Annotated in this window: 26 protein-coding genes and 1 pseudogene; 8 read left to right on the forward strand and 19 right to left on the reverse strand. The window is 46.3% G+C overall.

Going from position 1 to position 23686, the window contains the following annotated elements; genetic code table 11:
• Positions 1-113 precede the first annotated feature (113 nt).
• Positions 114-2525, forward strand: a complete 2412-nt coding sequence (locus KY305_RS03515) for a S8 family peptidase (RefSeq protein ID WP_223061368.1) — start codon at positions 114-116, stop codon at positions 2523-2525.
• 38 nt (positions 2526-2563) lie between these two features.
• Here the strand turns inward: KY305_RS03515 and KY305_RS03520 are convergent, their stop codons facing one another.
• The 4 genes from KY305_RS03520 to KY305_RS03535 form a co-directional block, all read right to left on the reverse strand.
• The gene (locus tag KY305_RS03520) at positions 2564-3568 is read right to left on the reverse strand and encodes an LLM class flavin-dependent oxidoreductase (protein ID WP_223061369.1); all 1005 of its coding nucleotides are present in this window, start codon (positions 3566-3568) and stop codon (positions 2564-2566) included.
• A gap of 171 nt (positions 3569-3739) precedes the next feature.
• Positions 3740-4489: an oxygen-insensitive NADPH nitroreductase gene (gene nfsA, locus KY305_RS03525; protein WP_223061370.1), complete on the reverse strand. Its 750-nt coding sequence runs from the start codon at positions 4487-4489 to the stop codon at positions 3740-3742.
• A gap of 104 nt (positions 4490-4593) precedes the next feature.
• Positions 4594-5781, reverse strand: coding sequence for an FtsW/RodA/SpoVE family cell cycle protein (locus KY305_RS03530; RefSeq protein WP_223061371.1), 1188 nt, complete (start codon positions 5779-5781; stop codon positions 4594-4596).
• Between the two features lie 228 nt (positions 5782-6009).
• The gene (locus KY305_RS03535; protein ID WP_223061372.1) at positions 6010-6477 is read right to left on the reverse strand and encodes a GNAT family N-acetyltransferase; all 468 of its coding nucleotides are present in this window, start codon (positions 6475-6477) and stop codon (positions 6010-6012) included.
• 292 nt (positions 6478-6769) lie between these two features.
• Here KY305_RS03535 and ywcE point away from each other — a divergent pair, with 292 nt between their 5' ends.
• Positions 6770-7030 carry a spore morphogenesis/germination protein YwcE gene (gene ywcE, locus KY305_RS03540; RefSeq protein ID WP_061522432.1) on the forward strand — a complete coding sequence of 87 codons (261 nt, stop codon included), beginning with the start codon at positions 6770-6772 and terminating at the stop codon, positions 7028-7030.
• Positions 7031-7075: 45 nt separating this feature from the next.
• Here the strand turns inward: ywcE and qoxD are convergent, their stop codons facing one another.
• From qoxD to qoxA, 4 genes are read right to left on the reverse strand one after another with little or no spacing between them, the layout of a single operon-like run.
• Positions 7076-7444, reverse strand: coding sequence for a cytochrome aa3 quinol oxidase subunit IV (qoxD, locus tag KY305_RS03545; RefSeq protein WP_007614576.1), 369 nt, complete (start codon positions 7442-7444; stop codon positions 7076-7078).
• Between the two features lies 1 nt (position 7445).
• Entirely contained in the window at positions 7446-8060 is a 615-nt protein-coding gene (gene qoxC / locus KY305_RS03550; RefSeq protein ID WP_214800094.1) for a cytochrome aa3 quinol oxidase subunit III, read from the reverse strand.
• Between the two features lie 14 nt (positions 8061-8074).
• Positions 8075-10024, reverse strand: coding sequence for a cytochrome aa3 quinol oxidase subunit I (qoxB, locus tag KY305_RS03555; protein WP_223061373.1), 1950 nt, complete (start codon positions 10022-10024; stop codon positions 8075-8077).
• A 27-nt stretch (positions 10025-10051) separates the two neighbouring features.
• The gene (gene qoxA, locus KY305_RS03560) at positions 10052-11017 is read right to left on the reverse strand and encodes a cytochrome aa3 quinol oxidase subunit II (protein WP_223061624.1); all 966 of its coding nucleotides are present in this window, start codon (positions 11015-11017) and stop codon (positions 10052-10054) included.
• 511 nt (positions 11018-11528) lie between these two features.
• On the opposite strand from qoxA, the gene KY305_RS03565 reads away from it, so the two are divergent.
• On the forward strand, positions 11529-11774 hold the full coding sequence (locus KY305_RS03565) for a GlsB/YeaQ/YmgE family stress response membrane protein (RefSeq protein WP_061522427.1): 246 nt from the start codon (positions 11529-11531) through the stop codon (positions 11772-11774).
• Positions 11775-11793: 19 nt separating this feature from the next.
• Here KY305_RS03565 and KY305_RS20310 read toward each other — a convergent pair.
• From KY305_RS20310 to KY305_RS03580, 4 genes and pseudogenes are all read right to left on the reverse strand, one after another.
• Positions 11794-11915, reverse strand: a pseudogene (locus KY305_RS20310) (hypothetical protein); the annotation flags it as partial.
• Positions 11916-11931: 16 nt separating this feature from the next.
• Positions 11932-12210 (reverse strand): hypothetical protein, encoded by a 279-nt coding sequence (locus KY305_RS03570; protein ID WP_223061374.1) that lies wholly within the window; start codon positions 12208-12210, stop codon positions 11932-11934.
• Between the two features lie 3 nt (positions 12211-12213).
• Positions 12214-12600: a GtrA family protein gene (locus KY305_RS03575; protein ID WP_223061625.1), complete on the reverse strand. Its 387-nt coding sequence runs from the start codon at positions 12598-12600 to the stop codon at positions 12214-12216.
• A 79-nt stretch (positions 12601-12679) separates the two neighbouring features.
• A complete protein-coding gene (locus KY305_RS03580; RefSeq protein WP_223061375.1) occupies positions 12680-13303 on the reverse strand; it encodes a TetR/AcrR family transcriptional regulator in 624 nt (207 codons plus the stop codon).
• 334 nt (positions 13304-13637) lie between these two features.
• On the opposite strand from KY305_RS03580, the gene KY305_RS03585 reads away from it, so the two are divergent.
• The 3 genes from KY305_RS03585 to KY305_RS03595 all read left to right on the forward strand — a co-directional run bounded on the left by KY305_RS03585 (position 13638) and on the right by KY305_RS03595 (position 15365).
• Positions 13638-13799 carry an anti-repressor SinI family protein gene (locus KY305_RS03585; protein ID WP_214800099.1) on the forward strand — a complete coding sequence of 54 codons (162 nt, stop codon included), beginning with the start codon at positions 13638-13640 and terminating at the stop codon, positions 13797-13799.
• A gap of 214 nt (positions 13800-14013) precedes the next feature.
• Complete coding sequence (locus tag KY305_RS03590) at positions 14014-14694, forward strand: class I SAM-dependent methyltransferase (RefSeq protein WP_223061376.1); 681 nt, start codon at positions 14014-14016, stop codon at positions 14692-14694.
• Positions 14694-15365 carry a glycosyltransferase family protein gene (locus KY305_RS03595; RefSeq protein WP_223061377.1) on the forward strand — a complete coding sequence of 224 codons (672 nt, stop codon included), beginning with the start codon at positions 14694-14696 and terminating at the stop codon, positions 15363-15365. Before KY305_RS03590 ends, KY305_RS03595 begins: the two co-directional genes overlap by 1 nt.
• Before the next feature lie 38 nt (positions 15366-15403).
• Here the strand turns inward: KY305_RS03595 and KY305_RS03600 are convergent, their stop codons facing one another.
• From KY305_RS03600 to cidR, 7 genes are all read right to left on the reverse strand, one after another.
• A complete protein-coding gene (locus tag KY305_RS03600; protein ID WP_223061378.1) occupies positions 15404-16006 on the reverse strand; it encodes a DsbA family oxidoreductase in 603 nt (200 codons plus the stop codon).
• 92 nt (positions 16007-16098) lie between these two features.
• A complete protein-coding gene (gene efeB, locus KY305_RS03605; RefSeq protein ID WP_223061379.1) occupies positions 16099-17349 on the reverse strand; it encodes an iron uptake transporter deferrochelatase/peroxidase subunit in 1251 nt (416 codons plus the stop codon).
• A 17-nt stretch (positions 17350-17366) separates the two neighbouring features.
• Entirely contained in the window at positions 17367-18518 is a 1152-nt protein-coding gene (gene efeO / locus KY305_RS03610) for an iron uptake system protein EfeO (RefSeq protein WP_223061380.1), read from the reverse strand.
• The gene (locus tag KY305_RS03615) at positions 18515-19963 is read right to left on the reverse strand and encodes an FTR1 family protein (RefSeq protein ID WP_223061381.1); all 1449 of its coding nucleotides are present in this window, start codon (positions 19961-19963) and stop codon (positions 18515-18517) included. The genes efeO and KY305_RS03615 overlap by 4 nt, the downstream gene beginning before the upstream one ends.
• 134 nt (positions 19964-20097) lie before the next feature.
• Positions 20098-20766: a thiamine phosphate synthase gene (gene thiE / locus KY305_RS03620; RefSeq protein WP_223061382.1), complete on the reverse strand. Its 669-nt coding sequence runs from the start codon at positions 20764-20766 to the stop codon at positions 20098-20100.
• A complete protein-coding gene (thiM, locus tag KY305_RS03625; protein WP_223061383.1) occupies positions 20763-21581 on the reverse strand; it encodes a hydroxyethylthiazole kinase in 819 nt (272 codons plus the stop codon). Before thiM ends, thiE begins: the two co-directional genes overlap by 4 nt.
• Position 21582: 1 nt before the next feature.
• Positions 21583-22491, reverse strand: coding sequence for a cidABC operon transcriptional activator CidR (gene cidR / locus KY305_RS03630; protein WP_223061384.1), 909 nt, complete (start codon positions 22489-22491; stop codon positions 21583-21585).
• Positions 22492-22596: 105 nt separating this feature from the next.
• On the opposite strand from cidR, the gene KY305_RS03635 reads away from it, so the two are divergent.
• Together KY305_RS03635 and KY305_RS03640 are read left to right on the forward strand one after the other, a co-directional pair.
• Positions 22597-22983, forward strand: coding sequence for a CidA/LrgA family holin-like protein (locus tag KY305_RS03635; RefSeq protein ID WP_223061626.1), 387 nt, complete (start codon positions 22597-22599; stop codon positions 22981-22983).
• Positions 22965-23642, forward strand: coding sequence for a CidB/LrgB family autolysis modulator (locus KY305_RS03640; protein ID WP_223061385.1), 678 nt, complete (start codon positions 22965-22967; stop codon positions 23640-23642). The genes KY305_RS03635 and KY305_RS03640 overlap by 19 nt, the downstream gene beginning before the upstream one ends.
• The last annotated feature ends 44 nt before the right edge of the window (positions 23643-23686 follow it).

Here is a 23686-nt window from a genome sequence, read left to right on the forward strand (position 1 = left end):
CTTATTCACAGATAAATTCCCAGAAATGATCCATATGACACAAGGATTATTTTGAATTTTCGAGAAATATATACTAGATTTCTATTTTTGACAAAGAAAAAGGGGGAAACACATTGAAAAAAGGCATTATTCGTTATCTGCTTCCGGCTTTTATCTTATCCTTTACCTTATCCACAAGTACACAGGCTGCGCCGGCATCAAAGCTGCAATCGCCTGACCTCGAGAAGGCCGAAGTGTTCGGTGACATCGATATGACAACCGGCAAACAAACGACGGTCATTGTGGAATTAAAGGAAAAATCTCTGGCCGAAGCGAAGGAACTCGGCAAAACACAAACAAAAAGTAAGCTGAAAAGCGAACGCGCAAAAGTGAAAAACAAAGCGCTCAAAACAATCAGACATGGAAAAATCAACAGGGAATACGAGCAGGTGTTTTCCGGTTTCTCCATGAAGCTTCCGGCTAACGAAATTCCGAAGCTGCTGAGTGATCAGAATGTCAAAGCGGTGTATCCGAATGTCACCTATCACACCGATCAGCTGAAAGATAAAGACGTCAGCCTTTCCAAAGATGCCGTGTCCCCGCAGATGGATGACAGCGCACCGTACATCGGGGCAAATGATGCGTGGAAGCTCGGCTACACGGGAAAAGGCGTCAAAGTCGCCATCATTGATACGGGCGTCGAATACAAACACCCCGATTTAAAGAAAAATTTCGGACAATATAAAGGATACGATTTTGTGGATAACGATTATGATCCTGAGGAAACGCCGTCCGGCGATCCGAGAGGCGCATCCACTGACCACGGAACACACGTGGCGGGCACAGTAGCGGCAAATGGAACGATTAAAGGCGTGGCGCCTGATGCAACGCTCCTCGCCTACCGCGTGCTCGGTCCGGGGGGAAGCGGCACGACTGAAAACGTCATCGCCGGCATCGAACGCGCCGTGCAAGACGGAGCAAATGTCATGAACCTTTCTCTCGGGAATTCTGTAAATAACCCCGACTGGGCTACAAGCACAGCTCTTGACTGGGCAATGTCTGAAGGCGTTGCTGCCGTCACGTCAAACGGAAACAGCGGACCGAATAATTGGACTGTCGGATCACCGGGAACGTCCAGAGAAGCCATCTCCGTCGGAGCGACACAGCTGCCGCTGAACGAATACGCCGTCTCATTCGGTTCATATTCTTCTGCAAAAGTCATGGGCTACAACAAAGAAGATGACATAAAAGCCCTGAATAAAAAAGAAGTAGAACTTGCAGAAGCCGGTCTCGGCGAGCAAAAGGATTTTGAAGGAAAAGATCTGAAAGGAAAAATCGCAGTCGTCAAACGCGGCAGCATTGCATTTGTGGATAAAGCCGACAATGCAAAAAAAGCCGGCGCGATCGGAATGGTTGTGTATAACAACGCATCAGGAGAAATCGAAGCCAACGTACCGGGCATGGCGGTTCCGACCATCAAGCTTTCTTTGGAGGATGGTGAAAAGCTCGTCAATCAAATAAAATCGGGCAGCACCAAGACGGTATTCGGCTTATCTGTTTCCAAATCCCTCACTGAACAAATGGCGGACTTCTCTTCACGCGGACCCGTTATGGACACATGGATGATTAAACCGGACGTCTCAGCTCCGGGCGTTAACATCGTCAGCACAATTCCGACGCATGATCCCGCCAATCCGTACGGCTACGGATCAAAGCAAGGAACAAGCATGGCATCACCGCATGTGGCCGGAGCAGTTGCCGTCATCAAGCAAGCAAAACCAAAGTGGAGCCCGGAACAAATAAAAGCCGCTCTCATGAACACGGCGGAAACCTTAACGGATGCCGACGGTGATGTATATCCGCATAACGCGCAAGGCGCGGGAAGCATCAGAATTATGAAAGCGATCAAAGCGGACTCTCTCGTGTCACCGGGAAGCTATTCCTATGGCACGTTTATGAAAGATAACGGCAATGAAACGAAAAAAGAAACCTTTACGATCGAAAACCAATCGTCCATCAGAAAGTCATACCAGCTTGAATACGCGTTTAACGGTACGGGCATTACCGCTTCAGGCACAGACCGGGTAGTCATCCCTGCGCACAAAACCGGAAAAGTAAACGCGAAGGTAAAGGTCAATGCGAAGAAAGTGAAGGCCGGAACCTATGAAGGAACAGTTACCGTGCGCGAAGGAGGAAAAACAGTCGCCAAAGTTCCGACGCTTCTGATTGTGAAAGAGCCGGACTATCCGCGCGTCACTTCTATTGAAGTGCAGGACGGCACATCTCAAGGAACATATCAAATTGAAACCTATCTTCCTGCCGGAGCGGAAGAACTCGCCTTCCTTGTGTATAACAGCAGCCTTGATTTTGTAGGCCAAGCCGGCATCTACAAAAAACAAGACAAAGGCTATCAATATTTTAACTGGAACGGCAAGGTCAACGGAGATACCGCTCTGCCGGCCGGAGAATATTACATGCTGGCCTACGCCGCCAACAAAGGGAAGTCAAGCCAGGTTCTGACCGAGAAACCATTTACAGTTGAATAAACGAAACAACCCTGCTGACATCAGCAGGGTTTCTTTTTTTATGATTCAGCAAATGCCTCACGAAGCAGCCGGTACGAATGCAGTTTATCTTCAAAATGATGTGTAATGGTCACAGCCATTATTTCTTCGGTTCCATACGCTTTCGTAAGCGCCAAAAGCTGCTTCTTCACTTGCTGCTTTGTCCCAATGATCATTCGATTCCGGTTATCGGCGATCCGTCTTTGCTCATACGGAGAATACGAATTGCCGCGGACGGTTTCATAAGCGGGAACGCCGTTCAGCGGAAGCCCCTGCTCCCCTGCAAGCAGCGTATAGTCCAATACGGAGGCTAGTTCTTCCGCTTTCTCCTCAGTGTCCGCGCAAAGAACGAATACCGCAACTGCCGTTTTTGGTTCTTGTCCTAATACGGAAGGTTTGAACCTCCGCTTATATTGTGCCGTCGTACTTTCTCCGCCATCGCCATTAATAAAATGGGCAAACATGTAGCCTGCCCCCGTCTCCGCGCTTAGGAGCGCGCTTTCTCCCGAAGAACCGAGAAGCCAGACATCCGGCGCCGTTGCGATATGAGGCGAAGCTGTCAGATTCGGAAAGCGGTGATTGTCATCGGCCAAATCATGCAAATACATCGTCAGCTCACGAATCTGCTGGGGGTATTGATCGGCATTGCGCTTGCTGCCGTCATTCAGCGCCCACGAAGCAATAGGCATTCCGCCGGGCGCCCTGCCCAGCCCGAGATCAATTCTTCCCGGAGTGAGGCCTTCAAGCACACGGAAATTCTCTGCCACCTTATAGGCGCTGTAATGAGGAAGCATCACACCTCCAGAACCCACACGAATCCGGCTTGTTTTGGCTGCAATATGGCTGATCAGCACCTCTGGACTTGCTCCCGCCAAGCGTTTTGAAAAATGATGCTCTGAAACCCAAAATCTCTTATACCCGAGTTCTTCTGCCGCCTGCGCCAGCCTAACAGTTTCCTGAAGCGCATTTTCCGCAGTACGCCCCTCAGATACCGGAGATTGATCTAATATGCTTAATGAAATCATCAATGTCACCTCATCAACATCGTATCACTGCCAAGCCGTTTTTTCTTTCTGTATGCTTGTAAGCATCCCCTATGGATGATCATTTAATTATGAACGATGTTCGATTTTGTCGAAATATGTTACACGTGAAACATGAAAACCTCTCCCGTCAGTCAGGAGAGGTTTTTTTTCTTAATTTTTTTGAAAGCCTTTGTCTTTTACGTATTGATTTAAATAGGTTCTCGGTTTTTGTTTCATGAACTGAAGAATTTGATCAGACCATGTTTCCACCCGCTTACCGTTTGTCCGTTTTTCATAATAAGCAGCAATGGTTTCATCGTACTCCTTCATATAACGGCGGAAGTTTTCCCCGCTTGTATCGTACGCATTTTCATGATAGACGGCCTGTTTCGGAAGTCTTGGCTTTTGGCCGGATGGATGAGCGGGATGGCCGACAACCAAGCCAAAGAGCGGCAGCACGTGATCTGGCGTCTCCAACACTTCTGTCACCTTATCTAGTTCATTCCGGATGCCGCCGATGTAGCAAATGCCAAGCCCCATTGATTCCGCTGCAACACTTACATTTTGTGCAGCAAGTGCGGCGTCAATCACGCTGACCATAAACATTTCCGTATTCTCAAGAAGCTCTGTAATGTCTTCGCCTTTTTCTTCGGCAAGCTTTTTATGGCGGTACAAATCAGCACAGAACACAAACAAATGCCCGTTATTTTCGACATAAGGCTGATTTCCGGCAAGCTCGGCCAGCTTCCGTTTTTTCTCCTGATCGGTTACGCCGATGATGGAATATGCCTGCACATAGCTGGACGTAGACGCCGCCTGCGCGCTTTTCACTAATGTATCTATCTCTTCTGACGTCAGAAGCTCGTCAGTAAATGATCGGATTGACCGATGATTAAGTATGGTTTCAATGGTATTGTTCATGTATAGAACCTCCTTCTCTTTTATCATATCCGAAAAAGACTAAAGCCAAAAGTGAAATGCTCTGAACATAAAAAAAGACAGCCCGCATGCGGACTGTCCTTCTATCAGGAATTAAACAAATAACTTTTATATTTCGTAAGCTGCACGCTGGCATTATACACGATACCGAAGCTGATCAATGTAGAAAGCACCGAGCTCCCTCCGTAGCTGACAAACAGCAGCGGAATCCCGGTAACTGGCATAATACCGATATTCATACCGATGTTCTGGAACGTGTGGATCACGATAAGTGCCGTAAATCCAACGCAAAAAAATGCACCGAATCGGTTAAAGGCATGCAGTCGGTCAATCAGCACCACAAGCCTGTAAATTAAAAAGAAAAACATCACGACGGCGATGGCACATCCTAAAAATCCAAAGCTCTCGCCCAAGATCGCGAAGATAAAGTCTGTCTGCCCCTCAGGTACGTACACCTTCAAATTATGAACGCCGTTTCCGGTGATACCGCCCGATCCGATCGCCATAACAGCCTGATCCACCTGCCAGCTTTTATCACTCTCAGCCTGGGTTGAAGCTGCATTGGAGTCAGACATCCATGATGTAATCCTGTTGATTTGATAATCCGCAATGCCGATTGAATTCGCCACATGGGGAAATTCAATCACAAGCACTAAGAAAAGCGCGACTACGAGAGCGGCCGAACCGCCAATCAAGGTGATTAACTTCCAGTTTACACCTGACATAAACACCATCACCATGACGATAAACAGACATATCGCGCCGGTTCCGGCATCCTGCAATACGATCAGCCCGATCGGAATAACAGCCCACGCTGCAATTTTCAACAGCAAATTGATGTCTTCCCGAAGCGATCTTTGATCTTTCGGCCCGGCTTTAGATATAATGGACGCTACCATCATCATAATGCCGATTTTCGTAAATTCAGAGGGCTGGAGTGTAAAGCTTCCAATTTTAAACCAGCTTTTCGCCCCGTTTTTAATTGGCGCGATGGACTCCGGAGCAACCCGCAAAAGGAGCAGCGACAACACTCCGGCTATTAATACATACAAACTGAGCTTTTCAAGCTGCTCCAAGTCGAAGTACATGATGCCAACAATAAGGCCTGCTCCTATAACATAAAAGACAATCTGTCTGGTCCAAGCATTGCTTCCATACTGCCCGAACTGACCGGCAGCATAAATAGCAGCAATACTAATAATTAAAAACACACCAAATATAAAAATCAAATCCCCCTGATAATAGGGGTTTTGCTGTTTCTTGTATCGACTCATTCTATCCCGCCTTACATTTTCATCGGAAATCACTATTGTTTATTATACATGAACACAGTTCAAGAAAACATGACTAGGTTGTTTCCTTTTCATTTTTTAACGGTTTGGGTATACACGACATATGACGTGTTAGAAAAGGAAATGTTTCGGTTATCCTGAAAGTTTTCCAATAAAAAAACCCTTCACACCGGGAAAGGGTCAGCGGATATAAATGAAGCGGCTGAGGATTCATTTGGATTTAGCAATTTCTAACGTCATAAACACGCTGTTCGGGTCTTTTTTGTAGTTTGCGAACGGTTCACAGTAATGAAAACCGGCCTTTTCATATAAGCTTCTGGCGGGATGAAAAGCAGCCATTGAACCGGTTTCCAGGCTGATTCTCTGATAGCCGCGCTGTCTTGCTTCTTCAATGATATGGTAAAGAAGCTGTTTGGCCACGCCTTTTCTTACATGCTGCGGAGAGGTTTTCATCGATTTGACCTCCCCGTGCCGGCTGTCAAGTTCTTTCAAGGCTCCGCAGCCCAGCAAGTCGTCCCCGTCCCACGCACTCCAGAACGTAATATCAGGCTGGCGCAAGCGATCTGCATCGAGCGCGTGTATGCTTTCCCGCGGAGAATGAAGCGCCATGCTTTGAAGATGATTTTGCAGCAGCGCAATGACATCCGAGCCCGTTACATCGTCTTTTTTTATATTCATTCCGATACCTTCTTTACTGAGCCTTTTCTCTTCAACATAACACAGCCTTCACAGCCGTTTCTATTGTGCTGTTTGATTATGTGACAACGCATTGATATTTCCGGTTTCTTTTTCCCATCCAAAAATGAGGCGATAGTTGCAATACATTTCTTTAAAAAGCGGTATCAAAAACTGGAAAACATGGTATAATAATTGTAACAAAATGTTCAAAAAACGACCACAAAACAGACACATTTTATTCCCTGCATTTCATTTTGGAAACGCTGTCATAAAATGAAAGGAGACAGGTAAGATGGACATGTTTTTCGCTTATTTACTGGTCGCAACCGCAACCCCTCTCTTTATTTGGCTCGATAACAAAAAAGTAGCTCTTTCGGCCATACCGCCAATCATTTTAATGTGGGTTTTCTTCTACTTTTACGCAACCAGCAGCCTTTCCCCTCTCGGCCACACACTTATGATCATCCTATTTGCCGTCAACGTTATCGTTGCCCATATTGCCGCCTTTATCATTTACGGCCTTCCCCGTCTCCGCCGGAGAAGAAGTGAATAAAAAAGGCAGAAAAAACCCTCTTCGCTTAAACGAAGAGGGTTTCTTTTATTCTTGATGTTCGGAATGATGTTTAGCACCGCCGGGAGGGTTTCCATCCATATGGTCACCGTGATGGTAGTGCGCCGCAAAGATCCAGATGGAGCCAAGGATGATAACAATCGCTCCGAAAAATCCGAAGAGCGTGTTTCCGACTTGGATTCCGCCGTTTTCGCTCTCTGTCATGTGCATGAACATGAGAAGCTGCAAGCCGGCCTGAATGAATGCGAATCCGAAAATAATCCAAAGTTTTGCTGATGAGCTTAAATCCGTATATACCGCAACCCAAAGGGCCAGCAGGGTCAGAATAATAGACAACGCAAAACCTACGATATGCTTCCACGGAAAGTGGCTGTGTTCAGCAGATTTGTTTGCCATATTATAGTCCCCCCAATCCGATGAGATAGACGCCTGTAAAGATGAAGATCCATACAACGTCTAAGAAGTGCCAGTATAAACTTGAGATAAAGATTTTTGAAGACGTTTGCGGCGTCAGTCCGCGTTTCTTCAATTGCAGTAAGATGCCGGTGATCCAGAAGATACCGATCGTTACGTGCGTTCCGTGCGTTCCGAGAAGGACAAAGAATCCTGACCAGAAAGCACTTGTACCGAGAGATGCTCCTTCATGAACATAGTGGACGAACTCGTTAATCTCACATCCGACGAAGCCCGCGCCGAGAAGGAGTGTGATAATCGTCCAAATGACAACGCCTTTTAAGCTTCCGCGCCGCATTTCATGAACAGCGATCCCGCAAGTAAAACTGCTGATAAGCAGCAAAAATGTCATGATCATGACGAGTTTTACTTCAAATAATTCGGCCGGTAAGACCCCTCCAGCTGTTCTTCCTTGAAGAACGAAGAAGGTTGCAAATAGTGTTGAGAACAACACAATTTCTGCCCCTAAAAAGATCCAAAACCCGAGAATATTGAGTCTGCCGGTTTCAGATTGATATTCCATAGGCGCGTTAGAATTGCCGTGTTCTGCATGTTCCATAAATCACGCCTCCTTTATTCGGAAATCTTTCTTTCCGTCTCTTTTATTTCTTCAACAGGTATATAGTATCCATCATCATACTCAAATGAGCGAAGCACCATGCAAAGCAGAATACCGATCAGACCGACAACGCCCATCCAGTACCATTCAAATACAAGTCCGAAGCCTGCAATACCGAATGCGACTGACATAATAAGCGGTCTGCCTGAGTTGTGCGGCATATGGATTTTCTTGAATTTGCTTTCCGGATGGATATCCACTTTGTCTTCTTTCAATTGCAGATACGCATCTTGAGATTTCACTTCAGGAAGCACCGCAAAGTTGTAATGCGGCGGAATCGCAGATGAAGTCGCCCACTCAAGCGTACGTCCCACGCCCCATGCATCTCCGCTGATCTCGCGAGTAGAGTAGCGGAAGCTGTAATAGATGTTATAGCAAAGGATTAAGAATCCGACACCCATCATGAAGGCTCCGACAGTTGAGATAAAGTTTAATGCAGTCCAGCCGTCATTCGGACCGTATGTGTAAATACGGCGAGGCATCCCTTGAAGCCCCAAGAAATATTGCGGGAAGAAACATACATTAAATCCGATCATAAAGATCCAGAAGAACCATTTTCCGATTCTTTCATTCAGCTTGTGGCCGAACATTTTCGGATACCAGAAAATAAATCCGGCGAAACACGCAAATACAGTACCCGCGATCAGCACATAGTGGAAGTGAGATACAAGGAAGTACGTATTATGGTATTGGTAATCCGCTGCAGCCATCGCCAGCATAACCCCTGTTACCCCGCCGATAACGAAGTTCGGAATAAACGCAAGCGCCCACAGCATCGGTGATGTAAAACTGATTCGGCCTTTATACATCGTAAAGAGCCAGTTAAAGATTTTAACCCCGGTCGGAACCGAAATCGCCATCGTTGTAATCGAGAAGAAAGAGTTAACAGACGCACTGTTCCCCATTGTGAAGAAGTGGTGAGTCCATACAAGGAAACTCAGGACGGAAATGGCGATAATTGAACCGACCATCGCTTTGTAACCGAATAACTGCTTTCTTGCAAAAGCTGAGATAATCTCAGAGAAAATACCGAATGCCGGTAAGATAACGATATATACTTCAGGGTGTCCCCAAATCCAGAACAAGTTGGCCCAAAGCATCGGCATACCGCCGGCTTCCAGTGTGAAAAAGTGTGCGCCGAACAAACGGTCAAATGATAACAGCGCCAATGCCACTGTAAGAACAGGGAAGGCGAAAACGATAATAACCATTGTGATCAGCGTTGTCCAAGTGAACATCGGCATACGCATAAGCGTCATACCTTTAGTACGCATTTTTAAGATCGTTACCATAAAGTTGATTCCCGTCATCAGCGTACCGATACCGGCAATCTGAAGACCGAGCAGGTAGAAGTTCTCACCTGGCCCAGGGCTCATATCGTTACTTGCCAGCGGCATGTAACTCGTCCATCCCGCGTTCGGAGAACCCCCGATAACGAAGGAAATATTGAAAAGCATCGCTCCTACGAAAAACGTCCAGAAGCTCAGGTTGTTTAAGTAAGGAAACGCTACGTCGCGCGCACCGATTTGCAAAGGTACGACAACGTTAATCAGACCGATCAGAAACGGCATCGCCATGAAGATAATCATGATCGTACCGTGAGTCGTAAAGATTTCGTTATAGTGGTTTGAGTCTAAAAAATTGTTATTAGGAAGCGCTAACTGGGCACGCATCATCAAACCGTCGACCCCGCCGCGGAACAGCATGATAACAGCAGAGATAATGTACATGATTCCAAGTTTCTTATGGTCTACAGATGTTAACCATTCAGACCAGAGCCACTTCCACTTTTTAAAGTATGTGAGTACAACGATAATAGCGATAGTGGACAGCGCAATGGAAACTTGTGCGCCCAGAATTAATGGGTCACCTGTTACAAAAAATTCATCCCATCTCAATTTCATTCGGGCTTCCTCCTTTCTTGTTCAATATCAATCTTCTTTATCGTCGGATATTTTAAATTCGTTTTTCTTTACATTTTCCCACGGATCAGTTTTAGAGTGCGGTGAAACGGCTTTATAGCCCAGACGTTTGCGCGCCTCCATCGCATATTCAGCATCTTGGCCGTGGTCAACATATTTCAAGTGTGTAGAAGAGAACGTTAATTTACCGACATTCTCCGGAAGCATCAGTTCATCATACTTCTCTTTCGTCAGCTTAGGAGAATTGCTTTGGGCTTTTTTCACCCAGTTGTTAAAGTCTTTTTGAGTAACGGCTTTAACGTTGAATTTTTGGTCGGCAAAGTGTTCGCCCGTGAAGTTCGCGTTGCGGCCTTCATACGTTCCCACTTTGTCAGCCTGTAAGTATTGATCCATCAGCATTCCCGCCATCGCGTATTTTTGTCCTCCAAGCTGAGGAATCCATAGCGATGCCATTGAATCGGCTGAGGAAATTTTGAATAAAATCGGACGGTCTACAGGGATGTTCAGGTAGTTAACCGTCTCAATATCCTGTTCAGGGTAACTAAATACCCATTTCCAGTCTACCGAAGTAGCGTACACAACAAGGGGCTCTTTATCCTTTGTTGCTTCAGGAGCTTTTTCTAACGAATATATCGTCTGTACGGTAGGCACAGAAAGTGCAATGACAATTAAAATTGGGATCACTGTCCAGACTACTTCTAAAAACGTGTTGCCGTGCATGTCCGGCTTGTAATTTCCGTTGTCCTTGCCTTTGCGGTCGCGGTATTTGACTAAGATAATGGTAAATAGAACGAATACGACACCGACAATGAACAACATGAATCCGATTGATAACAGAATCAAATCTTTTTGCTGATCTGCTACAGGCCCCTTCGGATCTAATACGGAAATGTCGCTGCATCCGCCAAGAACGAAAACAACAGCCAACATCGCCAATAAAAGTAACGGTTTAAATGCTCTGAACAAGAAGATCACCATCCTTCCTATTGATGTAGTGAATCTGAAATGTACTTTCTCAAAATCTTTTCTCTATCTACCTTGTTATGCTATCAAAATCTGCACTTATTAGCTTTATTTTTTTCTAAAGTTCATCTTTTTTTCGCCCAAATGTCACAAAATCGACAAAAAATGCACGAACTTTTTTCACTTGCACTTACGTAAGATAAAAAGTTTTAGATCATTTAGCATATATAGAGAAGAAAGATATCGAGAACGAATAATACCAAATAAAGGTTTACCATAATAAAAAACGTTGGTCAACAAAAAGTTTCATTTTGTTAAACATTCTACAAAGGAATTATTTTTTCCTTTCTTCACACCTTTTCACACGTTTTCCATTTTAACGCAACACATATTGAAAAAAAAGACCGGAACGCGCCGGGATATGTTCAAAATAAAAAAACGGCAAAAGAACATTCATATGTTTAATATGGACAAAACTAAGGAAACATATAGGCAAAACTTTTAAAAATAGGAAGTGGTATTTATGGGTTTTATCGTATCTCTGATTGTCGCCATTATTATTGGCTGGCTCGGAAGTTTATTTGTAAAAGGAAATATGCCCGGAGGAATTATCGGTTCAATGATCGCCGGTTTAATCGGCGCATGGATCGGACACGGCCTGCTGGGCACATGGGGGCCTCACCTCGCCGGCTTTGCCATCATTCCGGCAGTTATCGGCGCGGCGATTGTGGTATTCCTGTTCAGCCTGCTCACCAGAAACAGAGGATAATTCAAAAAAGCCTCATCCCTTATGGGATGAGGCTTTTTACCGGTATGACGTCCAATCGGCTGATAAATCGGCGGAAGGCCGTTTGTTTAAAGACGCCGGCGTGCTCTATATCTGCGCAAAGATACGGCCGATATTTTCCTTTTTCAGATGATGGACTTCATGATGAGGAGGAAAGATTCCTGACGATCCTCTTCTGCCGCCGCTTCACCAAATCAAGCATGTCCGCCTGAAGATGATCGCTTTGTTTAAGGATCACCGCCGTTACAAGCTCTATCACAGCCCGACGCCGTTCGGATAATTGGCCCGCCCCGTCCTCTTCTTTATAACGAATATCATCCAGACTGCATTCCTTTACGCCTTCTTCCTTAACACGAAGCTCCTCCGATTTTCCAATTTCTTTATACCATACCTCATACGCATCCCCTTCCCGTTTCAACTGCTATGACGCGCCTTCTTCCTTTGTTTTTCTGAATACGATCCACTTGCTCGCAACGTAGTTGACGACTACGATAATCACGTTATCGGCGATTTTGGCCAATGTTTCATTCATATGGAATTGGCTGACTAAAAGTATCATCATGGCCAGATCAATACCGAGAGACAGCACGCGCACACTGAAAAAGGCAGCCAATTCTTTCAGCAGGCTCCGCATTCCGGATGTTTTTTGCTGAAATACATACAGTTTATTCGTGATATATGCAAAGAGAACAGAAAAAACCCAAGCTGCGACAGTTGCCATCTTATAATCCATTTGAAACGTTTCCGCCATCACATAAAAACTCACGATGTTCACGATCGTCGTGAAGACACCCATAATGATATACATCATAATTTCTCTATAACGCATGTCAGTTCCTCGCTTTCTGAAAGACTTTTCTAAACCTTTTGTCAAATGCAGATGATCGTTAACCTGATTTTCTGTTGCTGAAGAAAACAGAGAGCGCGTCAAACAGGCTGCGGAAGGAGACGGGCCGCCCCAGCACGTTTGATTGCTTTATCATGCCGTCAATGAGCGCGCACATCATTCTGGCGGTGTATTCCGTATCAATTTGTTCTTCTATTAAATGTCTCGATTTGAGCCAATTTATGTACAAGCAGCTTTCTTCAATCCATAGCTCGTAAAGATGGATATAAGCTTCATATTCCCGGACCACCTTGTAATTGGGCATATGAAGGGCAAAGGACACGATGTTCCATACGGGTTTGCTGTTAATGAGGTGCATCAGCAAGTCAGCCGCGCTTCTTGCCGCTTCATATAATGTCAGCGGCCTGGCTGATTGCCGTTCTATTTCGTCGAGATAGCCGGTAATGATTCTTTTTTTGATCTGACGCCTGTCTAACAAATGCTTCAGAAAATCTTCCTTGCTTTCAAAATGAACGTAAAACGCGCCTTTGCTAAAGCCTGCGGCTTTGCTGATTTCATCTATCGATACAGTATCGTAAGCTCTGTCAATTAACAAATGAAGGCCTGCGTCAATAAAACTTTCAAATGTTTCTTCTCTCTTAATTTGAAATTTGTTTTTTTTCATTTTTTACTCCAGCTAATTGATCTTCACTTTATCTTACACCGAATCATTCTTTAGCGGTATTTTTTCTAAAAAAAGATTGTGCTAGTCGGCGTTTAAAGGGTAAATCTTAATAGGTCTGATGATTTATTTTTATTTACATACTATCCAGTCAGTATTTATTTGTTTATTATTATATGTAAGAATTCTTGAAGGATTTTGGTTATTTCAGTCATTTTTTTAGGGAATAGGTAGGTGAAATCATTCCAATTTGGGATTACCGGGCAACTATGTGTGAAATTTGTTATACATTGGATGCTTATTGCTGGGAAAAACATTTTTTCAATTGGAGGTTCTTATGAAAACTCATGCAATGAAGGATGTAGATCAAGATTGGCATTTGTTAATTCAAGAAGCTAGAATCATGGGTTTACACATTGATGATGTGAGGCGATTTTTAAATGCTGAAAAAGCGGTGAAGAAAAAAACACCAATGAAAAACACCATCCGCCAGCCTTAAGATTTGTAGGCGGATCCTTTTAATTTATGCTTTTTACAGCCAGCCGCACCTGAGTTTTCACAAAAACCGCAGTCTCAGGGGAGAAGCTGCACAGAGACGTATACCGGACAACCATTCCCGCCATATTCCGCTATCGAACGCCAAACATGGTGATACAATATCCCCCCGCTACATACCTTGTGTATTAACTGCTCTTTTATGAGGTGATGCACAGATGAATTCGAATCCCTATTATGATAAAAAGAAACAGCAATATTATGACGGACTGAACCCTTATTTATTGAAAAAAATAAACGGTAGCTGGAAAACCGCGCTTGATGTCGGCTGCGGCGCGGGAAATTTAGGCGCAGCGCTTGAAAATCGGGGAATAACGGTTTACGGTATCGAGGCGTTTCCTGAAGCCGCTCAAAAGGCAGAAACAAAATTGAGCCATGTGCTTTGCGGAGATATTGAATCCGCCGTTCTGCCGTACAATGCCGAGCAATTCGACTGCATTCTGTTCGGGGATGTGCTGGAGCACCTTGTCGATCCTTGGTCAGTGCTTAAAAAGCTTCGTCCCTATTTAAAAAAAGACGGCACAGTTCTCGCATGCGTGCCGAACGTCGGGCACATTTCAGTGGTGCTGGAGCTTTTAGCCGGCAAATGGACATACAGAGACGCCGGCTTAATGGATCAGACCCACCTGCGTTTTTTTACCCGTGAAGAGCTCATCTCGTTATTTAAAGCCGGCGGCTATGAGATGAAAAGTATTGAGGCCATTCGCGTCGACCATCCCTCCTATCAGCAGGCCATTTCTTCATTGCATGAAGTATGTGTGAAGCTTGGCATCAGGCATGACTTTCTGGCAGAAGCATCCGCCTACCAATATGTGATTGAGGCCGAAAGGAGCTTATAATGGATCAATCCACGATCCTGTTTGTCATCTGTGTTAATGATGAATCGCTTTACAGCCGGTGTAAAAGCCATATTATGCAGCTGGCCGTTCCCCCTTCATACTCCGTTGACATTATGCCGATATATGATTCACAAAGCATGGCATCCTCTTATAACAAAGCATTGAAACGTCCTTCCAAATATAAAATCTATTTACACCAGGATACATTTATCATTCATCGTGATTTTCTGCCTGACATGCTTCACATGTTTCAATCCCATCAGGAGCTGGGGCTTCTCGGTGTAGCGGGCTGTGAGACACTGCCTGCGGGCGGAATATGGTGGGAAAGCGGACAGCGGGCGGGAAAAGTGATTGAATATCGGGGCCATTCCTATCACACCCTTCAATTCGATCACGGCTGCCGGGCAAACAGCCTGTTTACGCCTGCTGCCGCTGTTGACGGTTTATTAATGGCAACTCAATACGATGTAGAGTGGCGGGAAGATTTGTTTGGCGGCTTCCATTTTTACGATACGTCGCAGTCTCTTGAATTTCAGCGCCGCGGCTACACCGTCGGAGTGGCCTGCCAGGAAGACCCGTGGTGTCTTCATTTTTGCGGTGATTCATTTGACGCTGAGGCCTATGAAGCGGACAGACAAACCTTTGTGAGGCACTATAGCACACCCGGCTAAACGAAAAAGCCCTCTGCGCCAGAGGGCTTTTCATTCGTTTATCGTTTATTCATTTCCTGCTCAATGATTTGTTCAAATGTTTCCTTGCTTGCGGCGCCCGGGATTTTTTCATCACCGATAACAAAAGTAGGCACTGCTGTGATGCCCGCTTCTTCATATGCATGGCGAAGCGCTTCCTGCTGTACTTGCTTGTAGGCTCTCGTGTCGAGCGCCTCTTTGAAAGCCTCGCCGTCAAGTCCTGCTTCTTCAGCGAGCTTTGTCAGGACGGCAATGTCGCCGATATTTTGTTCCTCTTGAAAGAAAGCATTAAAAACCCGTGTATGGTATTCACTGCCTTTTCCTTGTTCTTTCGCAAAATGAAATCCTTCAAAGGCCAAATCTGTATACGGATGCGGCGATACGCGGGGAAACGTGATATCAACCCCTAAAGATTGCGCCATCGGTTCAATCGCGGTTTTCCACATCTGCTGTTTAGCGGGTTCATTTACGGGATCAAGCTTAGGTGACGGACTTGGACGCAGTTCAAACGGCATCCATTCCACTTCCACGTCCTTTTCTTTTATCGCTTCTTCAAAAGCCGCTTTGCCGACAAAGCAAAACGGGCATACATAATCTGAATATACTTTAATTTGTACTGTCATACTTAATCTCCTTTCCTATCCCCTTCATCATAAGGTGTAACATAAAAAGTTACAAGTGTTTTTTCAAAAAAACACCCTCCATAAGGAAGGTGTTATGATTCCAGCAGCCGCTGGGCGATATATTCTCCTTTTTTGCAGCCGCCGGGGCAGGCAAATAAGGAGGAGCCGATCGTCTGCGTATACTCATTAAGCGCATCCTTTGCCGATAAAGCTTTCAGCATCGGAACAAATTGACGGTCGGGGTCTTTCTGAAAGCTTATAAACAGCAGACCTGCATCGACATAACCTGTTTTCGGATCAATTCCGTCTGTGTAGGAGAACGCCCGGCGTAATATCTGTCTGCCGGTTGATTTCGCAACGCTGACATGTGAGTCGGCGGGAATCTGATTGAGCTTGACAGAGTCGGTTTCCTTTTTTTGTCCGAAAGGAGCGCCTGAGCTTTTGATTCGTCCGAACGTGTCCTCTTGTTCTTTAAGAGAAGAGCGGTCCCAGATTTCCAAAAACATCTTGATTTTCCGAAAAGCCATGTACGTGCCGCCCGTCATCCAGTCCGGCTCTCCAGATTGAACCCAAACAATGGAATTCATCAGGTTCTCATCCTTGGTGCTTTGGTTCCCGGTGCCGTCCTTAAAACCGAATAGGTTGCGCGGTGTTTCTCCGTTTTTGCCGCCGCTTAAGAAGCCTTTGTTCAAATAGCGCACTTCGCACACGCCGATTGCTTGCTTAATCAGATTGCGCATCGCGTGAAACGCAGTCTGTTCATTATCGGCGCATACTTGAACGGCGATATCTCCGCCCCCTTGCTTCTTATCAAGCTTGTCGTTAGGCATCGGCGGCAGGTCGGCGAGATGCTTCGGTTTCTTATCTTTCAGCCCGAAGCGGTCCTTTCCGTCCTTTTCGAAAAAATCCGGTCCGAAACCGAACGTAACCGTTAAATTAGCCGGCGCCAAATCCTGCGACTCCCCTGTATCCTGCGGAGGCATATATTTATTTTTCTGTTCGCCTGACAGAGTGGCGCCTGAGGTCAAGAGCTGCGTCAGGCTGGTCCAGTTTCTGAAAAGGGAGATGACATCACCTTTATTGCTTGACGTCACATCCAGCGCCGCGAAGTACACATACGTTTGATGGGCTGTTGTAATGCCGGCCTGATGCTTCCCGTAAAAAGGCACGATTTGTTCGCTTTTATCCTCACTCTGCTTCGAAGCAGTAGCCGCGGGCTTGAAGAGCGGCGCCAGACCTCCAAGGCCGCTCGCTCCGACCGCGACGGCCGCCCCTGCCACGGCGCCCCACTTCAGGACATCCCGTCTGTGAATCTGTTTATCCTTGTTTTGTTCATCGCTCATGCTGCGTCAAACTCCTTTTAAAGCACATCCGCAATCTTCGACATGGTTTCAGAAAGAACCGTCAGCTTTGTGCTTATCTCTCTGATTTGATCTTTACTTAATTTATCATAAGATGTATAAGATTGATCGCCAGTTTTGTATTTAGACATTAAAACTTCAAATTCGCTGAATTCTGTATCGAGTTTTTCCGTTACATCGGAATGATCTTTAACGAGGGCGCTTTTTACTGTTTCATAGACGGCTTTTGATCCTTCCACATTCGCAGCCAAATCTACTAAATCAATTCGGGAGTAGCGCTCTTCTTCCCCGGTGATTTTGGAAATGCCCGCTTCATTCAGAAGCTCCATAGCGCCCGCGACAATTTGCTCAGGCGTCAGTTTGAGAGAAGCGATGGACCCGTCCAGCTCCTTTACATCTTTTAACAAGACGGCTGCTGTTTCTTTTTCGTCAGAAATCTTGTTGTCCTTCCATAGTGCTTTCTCCAGCTTGTGGAATCCCGTCCATTTGTCTCCTTCTTCCACATCGTTCTCTCTGGCGTCGATTTTCGGATCAAGCGTGCCGAGGCTTTCGGCGATCGGTTCAATTCGTTCGTAATAGACACGCGCCTTCGGATAGAGCGCTTTTGCTTTATCGATGTCGCCTGCCTTGATAGCGTTTGTAAACGCTTCGGTCGCCTTTACAAGCTGATCGCTCTGGTCTTTTACATAGGTTTTGTATTCACCGGCCGCTTTTGTGAGCTGATCACTCGCTTTTTTGCTGTCTTTTTTAGCGCCTGTCAGCTCCTGTAAAGAGGCTGTCAGCGATACGGATTCCGATTTGATTTTGTCTGTATCGGGTTTGTCTTTTTGCGCCTCTGTATAAATCGGCTGCAAGTGCTTTTCGATTTCTGTATATTCAAACGGATAATCGGTACGGATTTTATTTTCAAAGGAGAGCCAGTAGCTGTTTAATTCTTTCCCCTTTTTTTGAATGCCTTTCTGATCTTCTTTTTTGACGGACTCATTCAGATTTGTCAGAATGTCTTCCATTTTGTCTACTGATGTTTTGATTTCCTGATTAACGCTGCTTTTTTCGGCTCCTTTATCAGCCGTTGTTTGCTGGGCTCCGCAGCCCGCACAAAGGGTGAGGATCAGGCCGGCTGATACAGCCGCTTTTTGGATATGCTTCATTTTGCAACTTCCCTTCTATTCGATTTTAACTTGATGATTTCCATAACGAGCGCGATGGCTAAAAAGCCGAAGATGAACAGCTGCGGAATCGTGCTGTAAATCGACGGATAGATGCCGAGAAACGAGACTGACGGCAGCCAGCTTTCTGCATCAGACGGAAGAATATCCGCCAGCTGAAGGCTGTGCACGCCCGTGCCGAGAAATTTCACGCACATATACAGCACGACGGCCATTGACACTAAAAAGAACGGTTTTAACGGAATCCGCATGCCGAGCTTGATCATGAGGAAGCCGGCAGCTGCGAGGATAAGCAGGCCTGCCGCGGTTCCTCCTATTAATTCCGTAAGAGACAGCTTTCCGACGAGGCCAATAAAAAAGATCACCGTCTCAAGCCCCTCCCTTACGACTGCCAGAAAGGCGATCAGCGCAAAGGAGAGCAAGCTTCCTTTTTTCAGCGCTTGCGCTTTTTGGGTATTGATTTTTTCTCTCCATTTATCCATCGAAGCGTTTCGGTGAAGCCAGACGCCGACATAAAGGAGCATGACTGCTGACAGAATGCCTGTCACGCCGCCGAGCAGGAAATTGTTTTCTCCAAATACGTTTGAGGAAAACAGCAGCGTGACGCCGATGCCCGCTAACAGAGAAACGAGCATGCCGAGCGACGCGCCGCCCCAAATCCAAGCGGTCGAATGAGTGACACGCGCTTTTTTCGTCATCGTCAGCAGCGCGCCAATGACAAGGAGCGCCTCCATTCCTTCCCGCACCGGAATGAGGGCGGCGTCCCACCAGCTGTAGCTGCTTGAAGCAATCGGCTCAAGAAGCTGAATCATTTCGTCAATATGCTTGATCGCCTGGTCCGGGTGTTTTTCGGCTTCCGCTTTCATCAGCGCGAGGTTTTCCTCTGAGGTCGTGTACGCTGTTTTTGATTGGGAAACGACGTCTCCTTCCACTGCCAGCCAATTCGTGACAAGCTGATCGATTTTTGCTGACGCCTCAGCGGTTTGACGGCTCTTTACGAGCTGTTTTGTTTCTTTTAAGCTTTGAATATAGGCTGAGAGTGTAAGCCTTGCATTCCCATTGGAAGCGTCTTTTAAGGTGACGGCCTGCCGGTAGGTTTCTAAATGGGAAGCAAGATCTGAAAGCTCCGCCTGTACTTTATTTGTGTCTTTATTAATCAGAGAAAGAGAGATCATTGCGATATTGGAGTTCATTTTCGAATAAGACGAGACATTTTCTTTTTTGATATTGGGTTCTTCCTTTTTCCAGACGGTTTTGAATTGTGAAAATGTTTTTTTGACAGAGTGTATGTCTCCGTCCTTTGCAGATTGAATCATTTGCTGATTCAGATCGATAAGTGAAGCGATGGGATCAGTGCCTTTCGCCACGGCTGAAGAACTGAATATGACGAGCAGGCTGAATAACATGAAAGCAATCTTCCGCGCCATCATGCACCTCCTGTAGTTGAAAATGATTATCATTGTATATCATAATCATAGTCAGTTACGGGCCTTTGTCAATAGAAATTTACACACGCCAAACAGGGCTGTCCTGACAGAACAGCCCTTGACCTGCAAAAGATCTAACGTTTTGCTTTATGGCGTTGAATTTCTTCATAGAATCCTCGGGCGGCGGCTTCCGGATCTTCGGCTTGGCTGACTGCGCTGATCATGCTGACGCCGTCTGCCCCGGCTTCAATGACGGGAGCCGCATTTGAAATCGTGATGCCGCCGATTCCTACAATCGGAATGGCAGCGCCCTGCCTCCGAACCGCTTCAATCAATGAAACACCCTGCACAGCTTGGGCATCCTTTTTCGTTTCAGTCGGATAGATGGGCCCAAGGCCGACGTAATCCGCTCCGTCCGCTTCCGCTTGCTTTACTTCGGATACGTTATGTGCAGAAACTCCGAGAATCATATCGCCGATTGCGGCTCTCGTTTCTGCTGCGTTCGCATCATCTTGACCGATGTGCACTCCGTCCGCTTTAAGGCGCAATGCCAATTCTACATCATCATTAATAATGAAAGGAATACCCGCTTGTCTGCAAACGTCCTGCACCTGCTTCGCGAATAAGAAACGATCTTCTCCGGTTAAAGAACCGCTTCCCTTTTCACGAAATTGAAAAAGTGTAGCACCGCCCTGTACCGCTTTTCGCACAACAGAAACGGGGTCAGCGCTTGTATTATTTGACCCCATTATAAAATAAACCGATAAAACATCCTTCATCATTTCCCGAGAAATACGCGTCATACGTTTGTCACCCTTTCAATTGAAGCAAGCTCGGCCGCTTCTTTTTCTGATATGAATGAAAGCTTATTCAAAAGTTCAATCTGAAAGCTGCCTGGCCCCTTGTGAGAAGTGGCTGCGGCTGCAAGCTCGGCTGCACATCCATATACAGAAACGGCTGCGGCGGCTGCGCTTAAGGCGTCTTGTCCGACTGCGCAGAAAGCCCCTGCGACCGACGTCAGCAGACAGCCGGCGCCTGTTACCTTTGTCAGCAGCTTGTCACCGTTATGGATGGCATACGTCACGGTGCCGTCAGAGATAATATCGGTTTTTCCTGTTATCGCAATCACCGTATTCAGCTCGTTTGCGGCGGTCTTTGCCAGCTGAATGACGTCACCGCCCGCTTCAGCAGCATCCACACCTTTGATGCTCCAATCGCCGGCGCCGACGATATCGGCGATTTCCGCGGCATTGCCGCGAATAACGGAAAGGCGGACCTCACCAATAATGCTGCGGGCTGATTGGGTGCGAAATGGCGTAGCTCCGGCGCCAACCGGGTCAAGAATGACCGGAACGCCATTTTCATTGGCTGATTTCCCGGCGGCGATCATCGCCTCAACGGAAGCTGCACTGAGCGTGCCTATGTTCAGGACAAGCGCTCCGGCGATTTTCGCCATGTCAGCTGCTTCCTCTATCGCATAGGCCATGACTGGCGACGCGCCCAGCGCAAGCAGGCCGTTAGCGGTAAAATTCGTCACAACGTTATTGGTGATACAGTGAACGAGCGGGCTTTGTTCCCGGACTTTGCCTAAATATTGAGCTGCGGTTTGTGCGTCCATGTTAATCATCCTTTTCTTTCTTTTTCGGATTCCATAAGTACGATTTTGTATGTTCCAGCCAGGCTCTAGCCGCAAACGACATATAGCGGTCCTTCCTCCAAATGATCGCAAGATGCCACGGAATGACCGGATGAACGAGCGGAATCGTTTTGACTTTTTCAGGGTCAAGGCCGCGGCAGATACGTTCCGGCAGAAGGCCGATGCCGAGATTGGCCGATACCATCTCGCTGATAAAGTCCCATTGCGACGTCTCGTAAATGACATGCGGGCTGAACCCGGCTTTCACGCATTCCGTCATAATTCGATTGTGAAGGACAAAATCCTCCCTAAAGAAAATGAACGGCTCGTCTTTTAGTTCGTGGAGACTGCACTCTTGCTCATCCGCCAAACGGTGTGACGGATGGACGACGAGCATAAGGGTTTCCTTTACAATCGTAAACGTGTGAAAAATCTCTTCATTAGCGGGCAGAACGACGACGCCGATATCAAGCGAACCATCCTCAACCCCTTGCTGCACTTTAATAGAGCCGTCCTCAACGAGCTGAAAGGTCACATCAGGGTATGTGATACGGAAGTCTCCGAGCACCCTCGGGAAAAAGCCCGACCCGATCATCGGCGGAAGGCCGATGCGAACGTGGCCCTTCTTCACCTCCATAATATCATTCAGCTCCGACGTCAGGTTTTGAAACGACTTCGTGATTTCCTGGGCCTGCACATACATGCTCTGCCCGGCGTCAGTCAGCTCAATCTGCCTGCCATTGCGGTTAAACAGCTTAATCCCCAGCTCTGTTTCCAGATTTTTAATCATCTTTGAAATGGTCGGCTGTGAGACATACAGCGACTGGGAAGCTTTCGTGAAGCTTTTTAAACGGGCCACCTCTAAGAAATAAGTTAAGTGCCGAATGTCCATCTATTTCATCCTTTCTATAGACAAAAGGAATACATATTATTCTTAATATATATTTTACCTATAATAAAACCTTATGTACAATATAAATATAAGGGAGGCATCATGATGAAAAAATTGCTGCTTACCGTCATTCAAATTGCTCTGTTGTTTATATTCGCGCGTCTGATCAATTGGGTCACGGCGGCTCTTCATATAAATATTCCCGGCAGTATAATTGGGATTGTGATTCTTTTCACATTATTACACTTCAAAATCATCAAGCTCGAATGGATTGAGCTTGGCGCAGCATGGCTTCTCGGCGAGCTGCTGTTATTTTTTATCCCATCTGCCGTCGGAGTGATTGAATACGGAGATATCATGTCTAAATTCGGCGTAAGTATATTACTTGTCGTCATCCTCAGCACATTTGTTGTGATGGTATCTACAGGTACGCTTACGCAGCTTATAGCGAAAAGAAAGGAGAAAAAACAAACGTGCTCATCGGAATTATAAGTTTGATCTTAACCGTTTTGGTGTATTTAGGCGCAAAAAAACTATATGTGCGTTTTCCGCGGGTTTACACCTCGCCGCTTTTGATTACGCCGGCTGTTTTAGTCGGTCTGCTGCTGCTTGTCAATGTCCCGTATAAGACATACAATCTCGGCGGCGGAATGCTGACCGATATGCTTCAGCCGGCCACAGTGGCTTTTGCCATCCCGCTTTATAAATATTTCCCGATTTTAAAGAAATACGCCGTGGAAATTATTCTGAACGTGGCGGTCGGCTCATGCATCGCCATTCTTTCAACGGCCTTTATCGCGAAATGGTTCCACCTTGGCAGCGGCTTAGTTGACAGTCTTGTACCGAGATCCGTGACAACGCCGATTGCCATGAACGTATCGGAAATGATCGGCGGGATGCCTGCGGTGACTGCGGTTTTCGTCATCTTAACAGCATTATTCGGAACGATTATCGGGCCGATGGTGATCCGCTATTTCCGCATTGATAATGAAATTGCCAGAGGTGTGCTGCTCGGCACAAGCGCACACGGAGCGGGAACGTCTAAAGCATTTGAGCTTAGCTCCGTATCAGGGACGATCTCGAGCGTGTCCATGATTCTCGCTGCGATTATGACGCTTTGCGCGGCGCCTATTTTAATTTCATTTATGTAGCAACAGAGACCGCTCCTTTTGGGGGCGGTTTTTTAGTATTGAAT

Origin of the sequence: Bacillus sp. YC2 (genome assembly GCF_019891195.1) — a bacterium.
Classification (GTDB): domain Bacteria; phylum Bacillota; class Bacilli; order Bacillales; family Bacillaceae; genus Bacillus.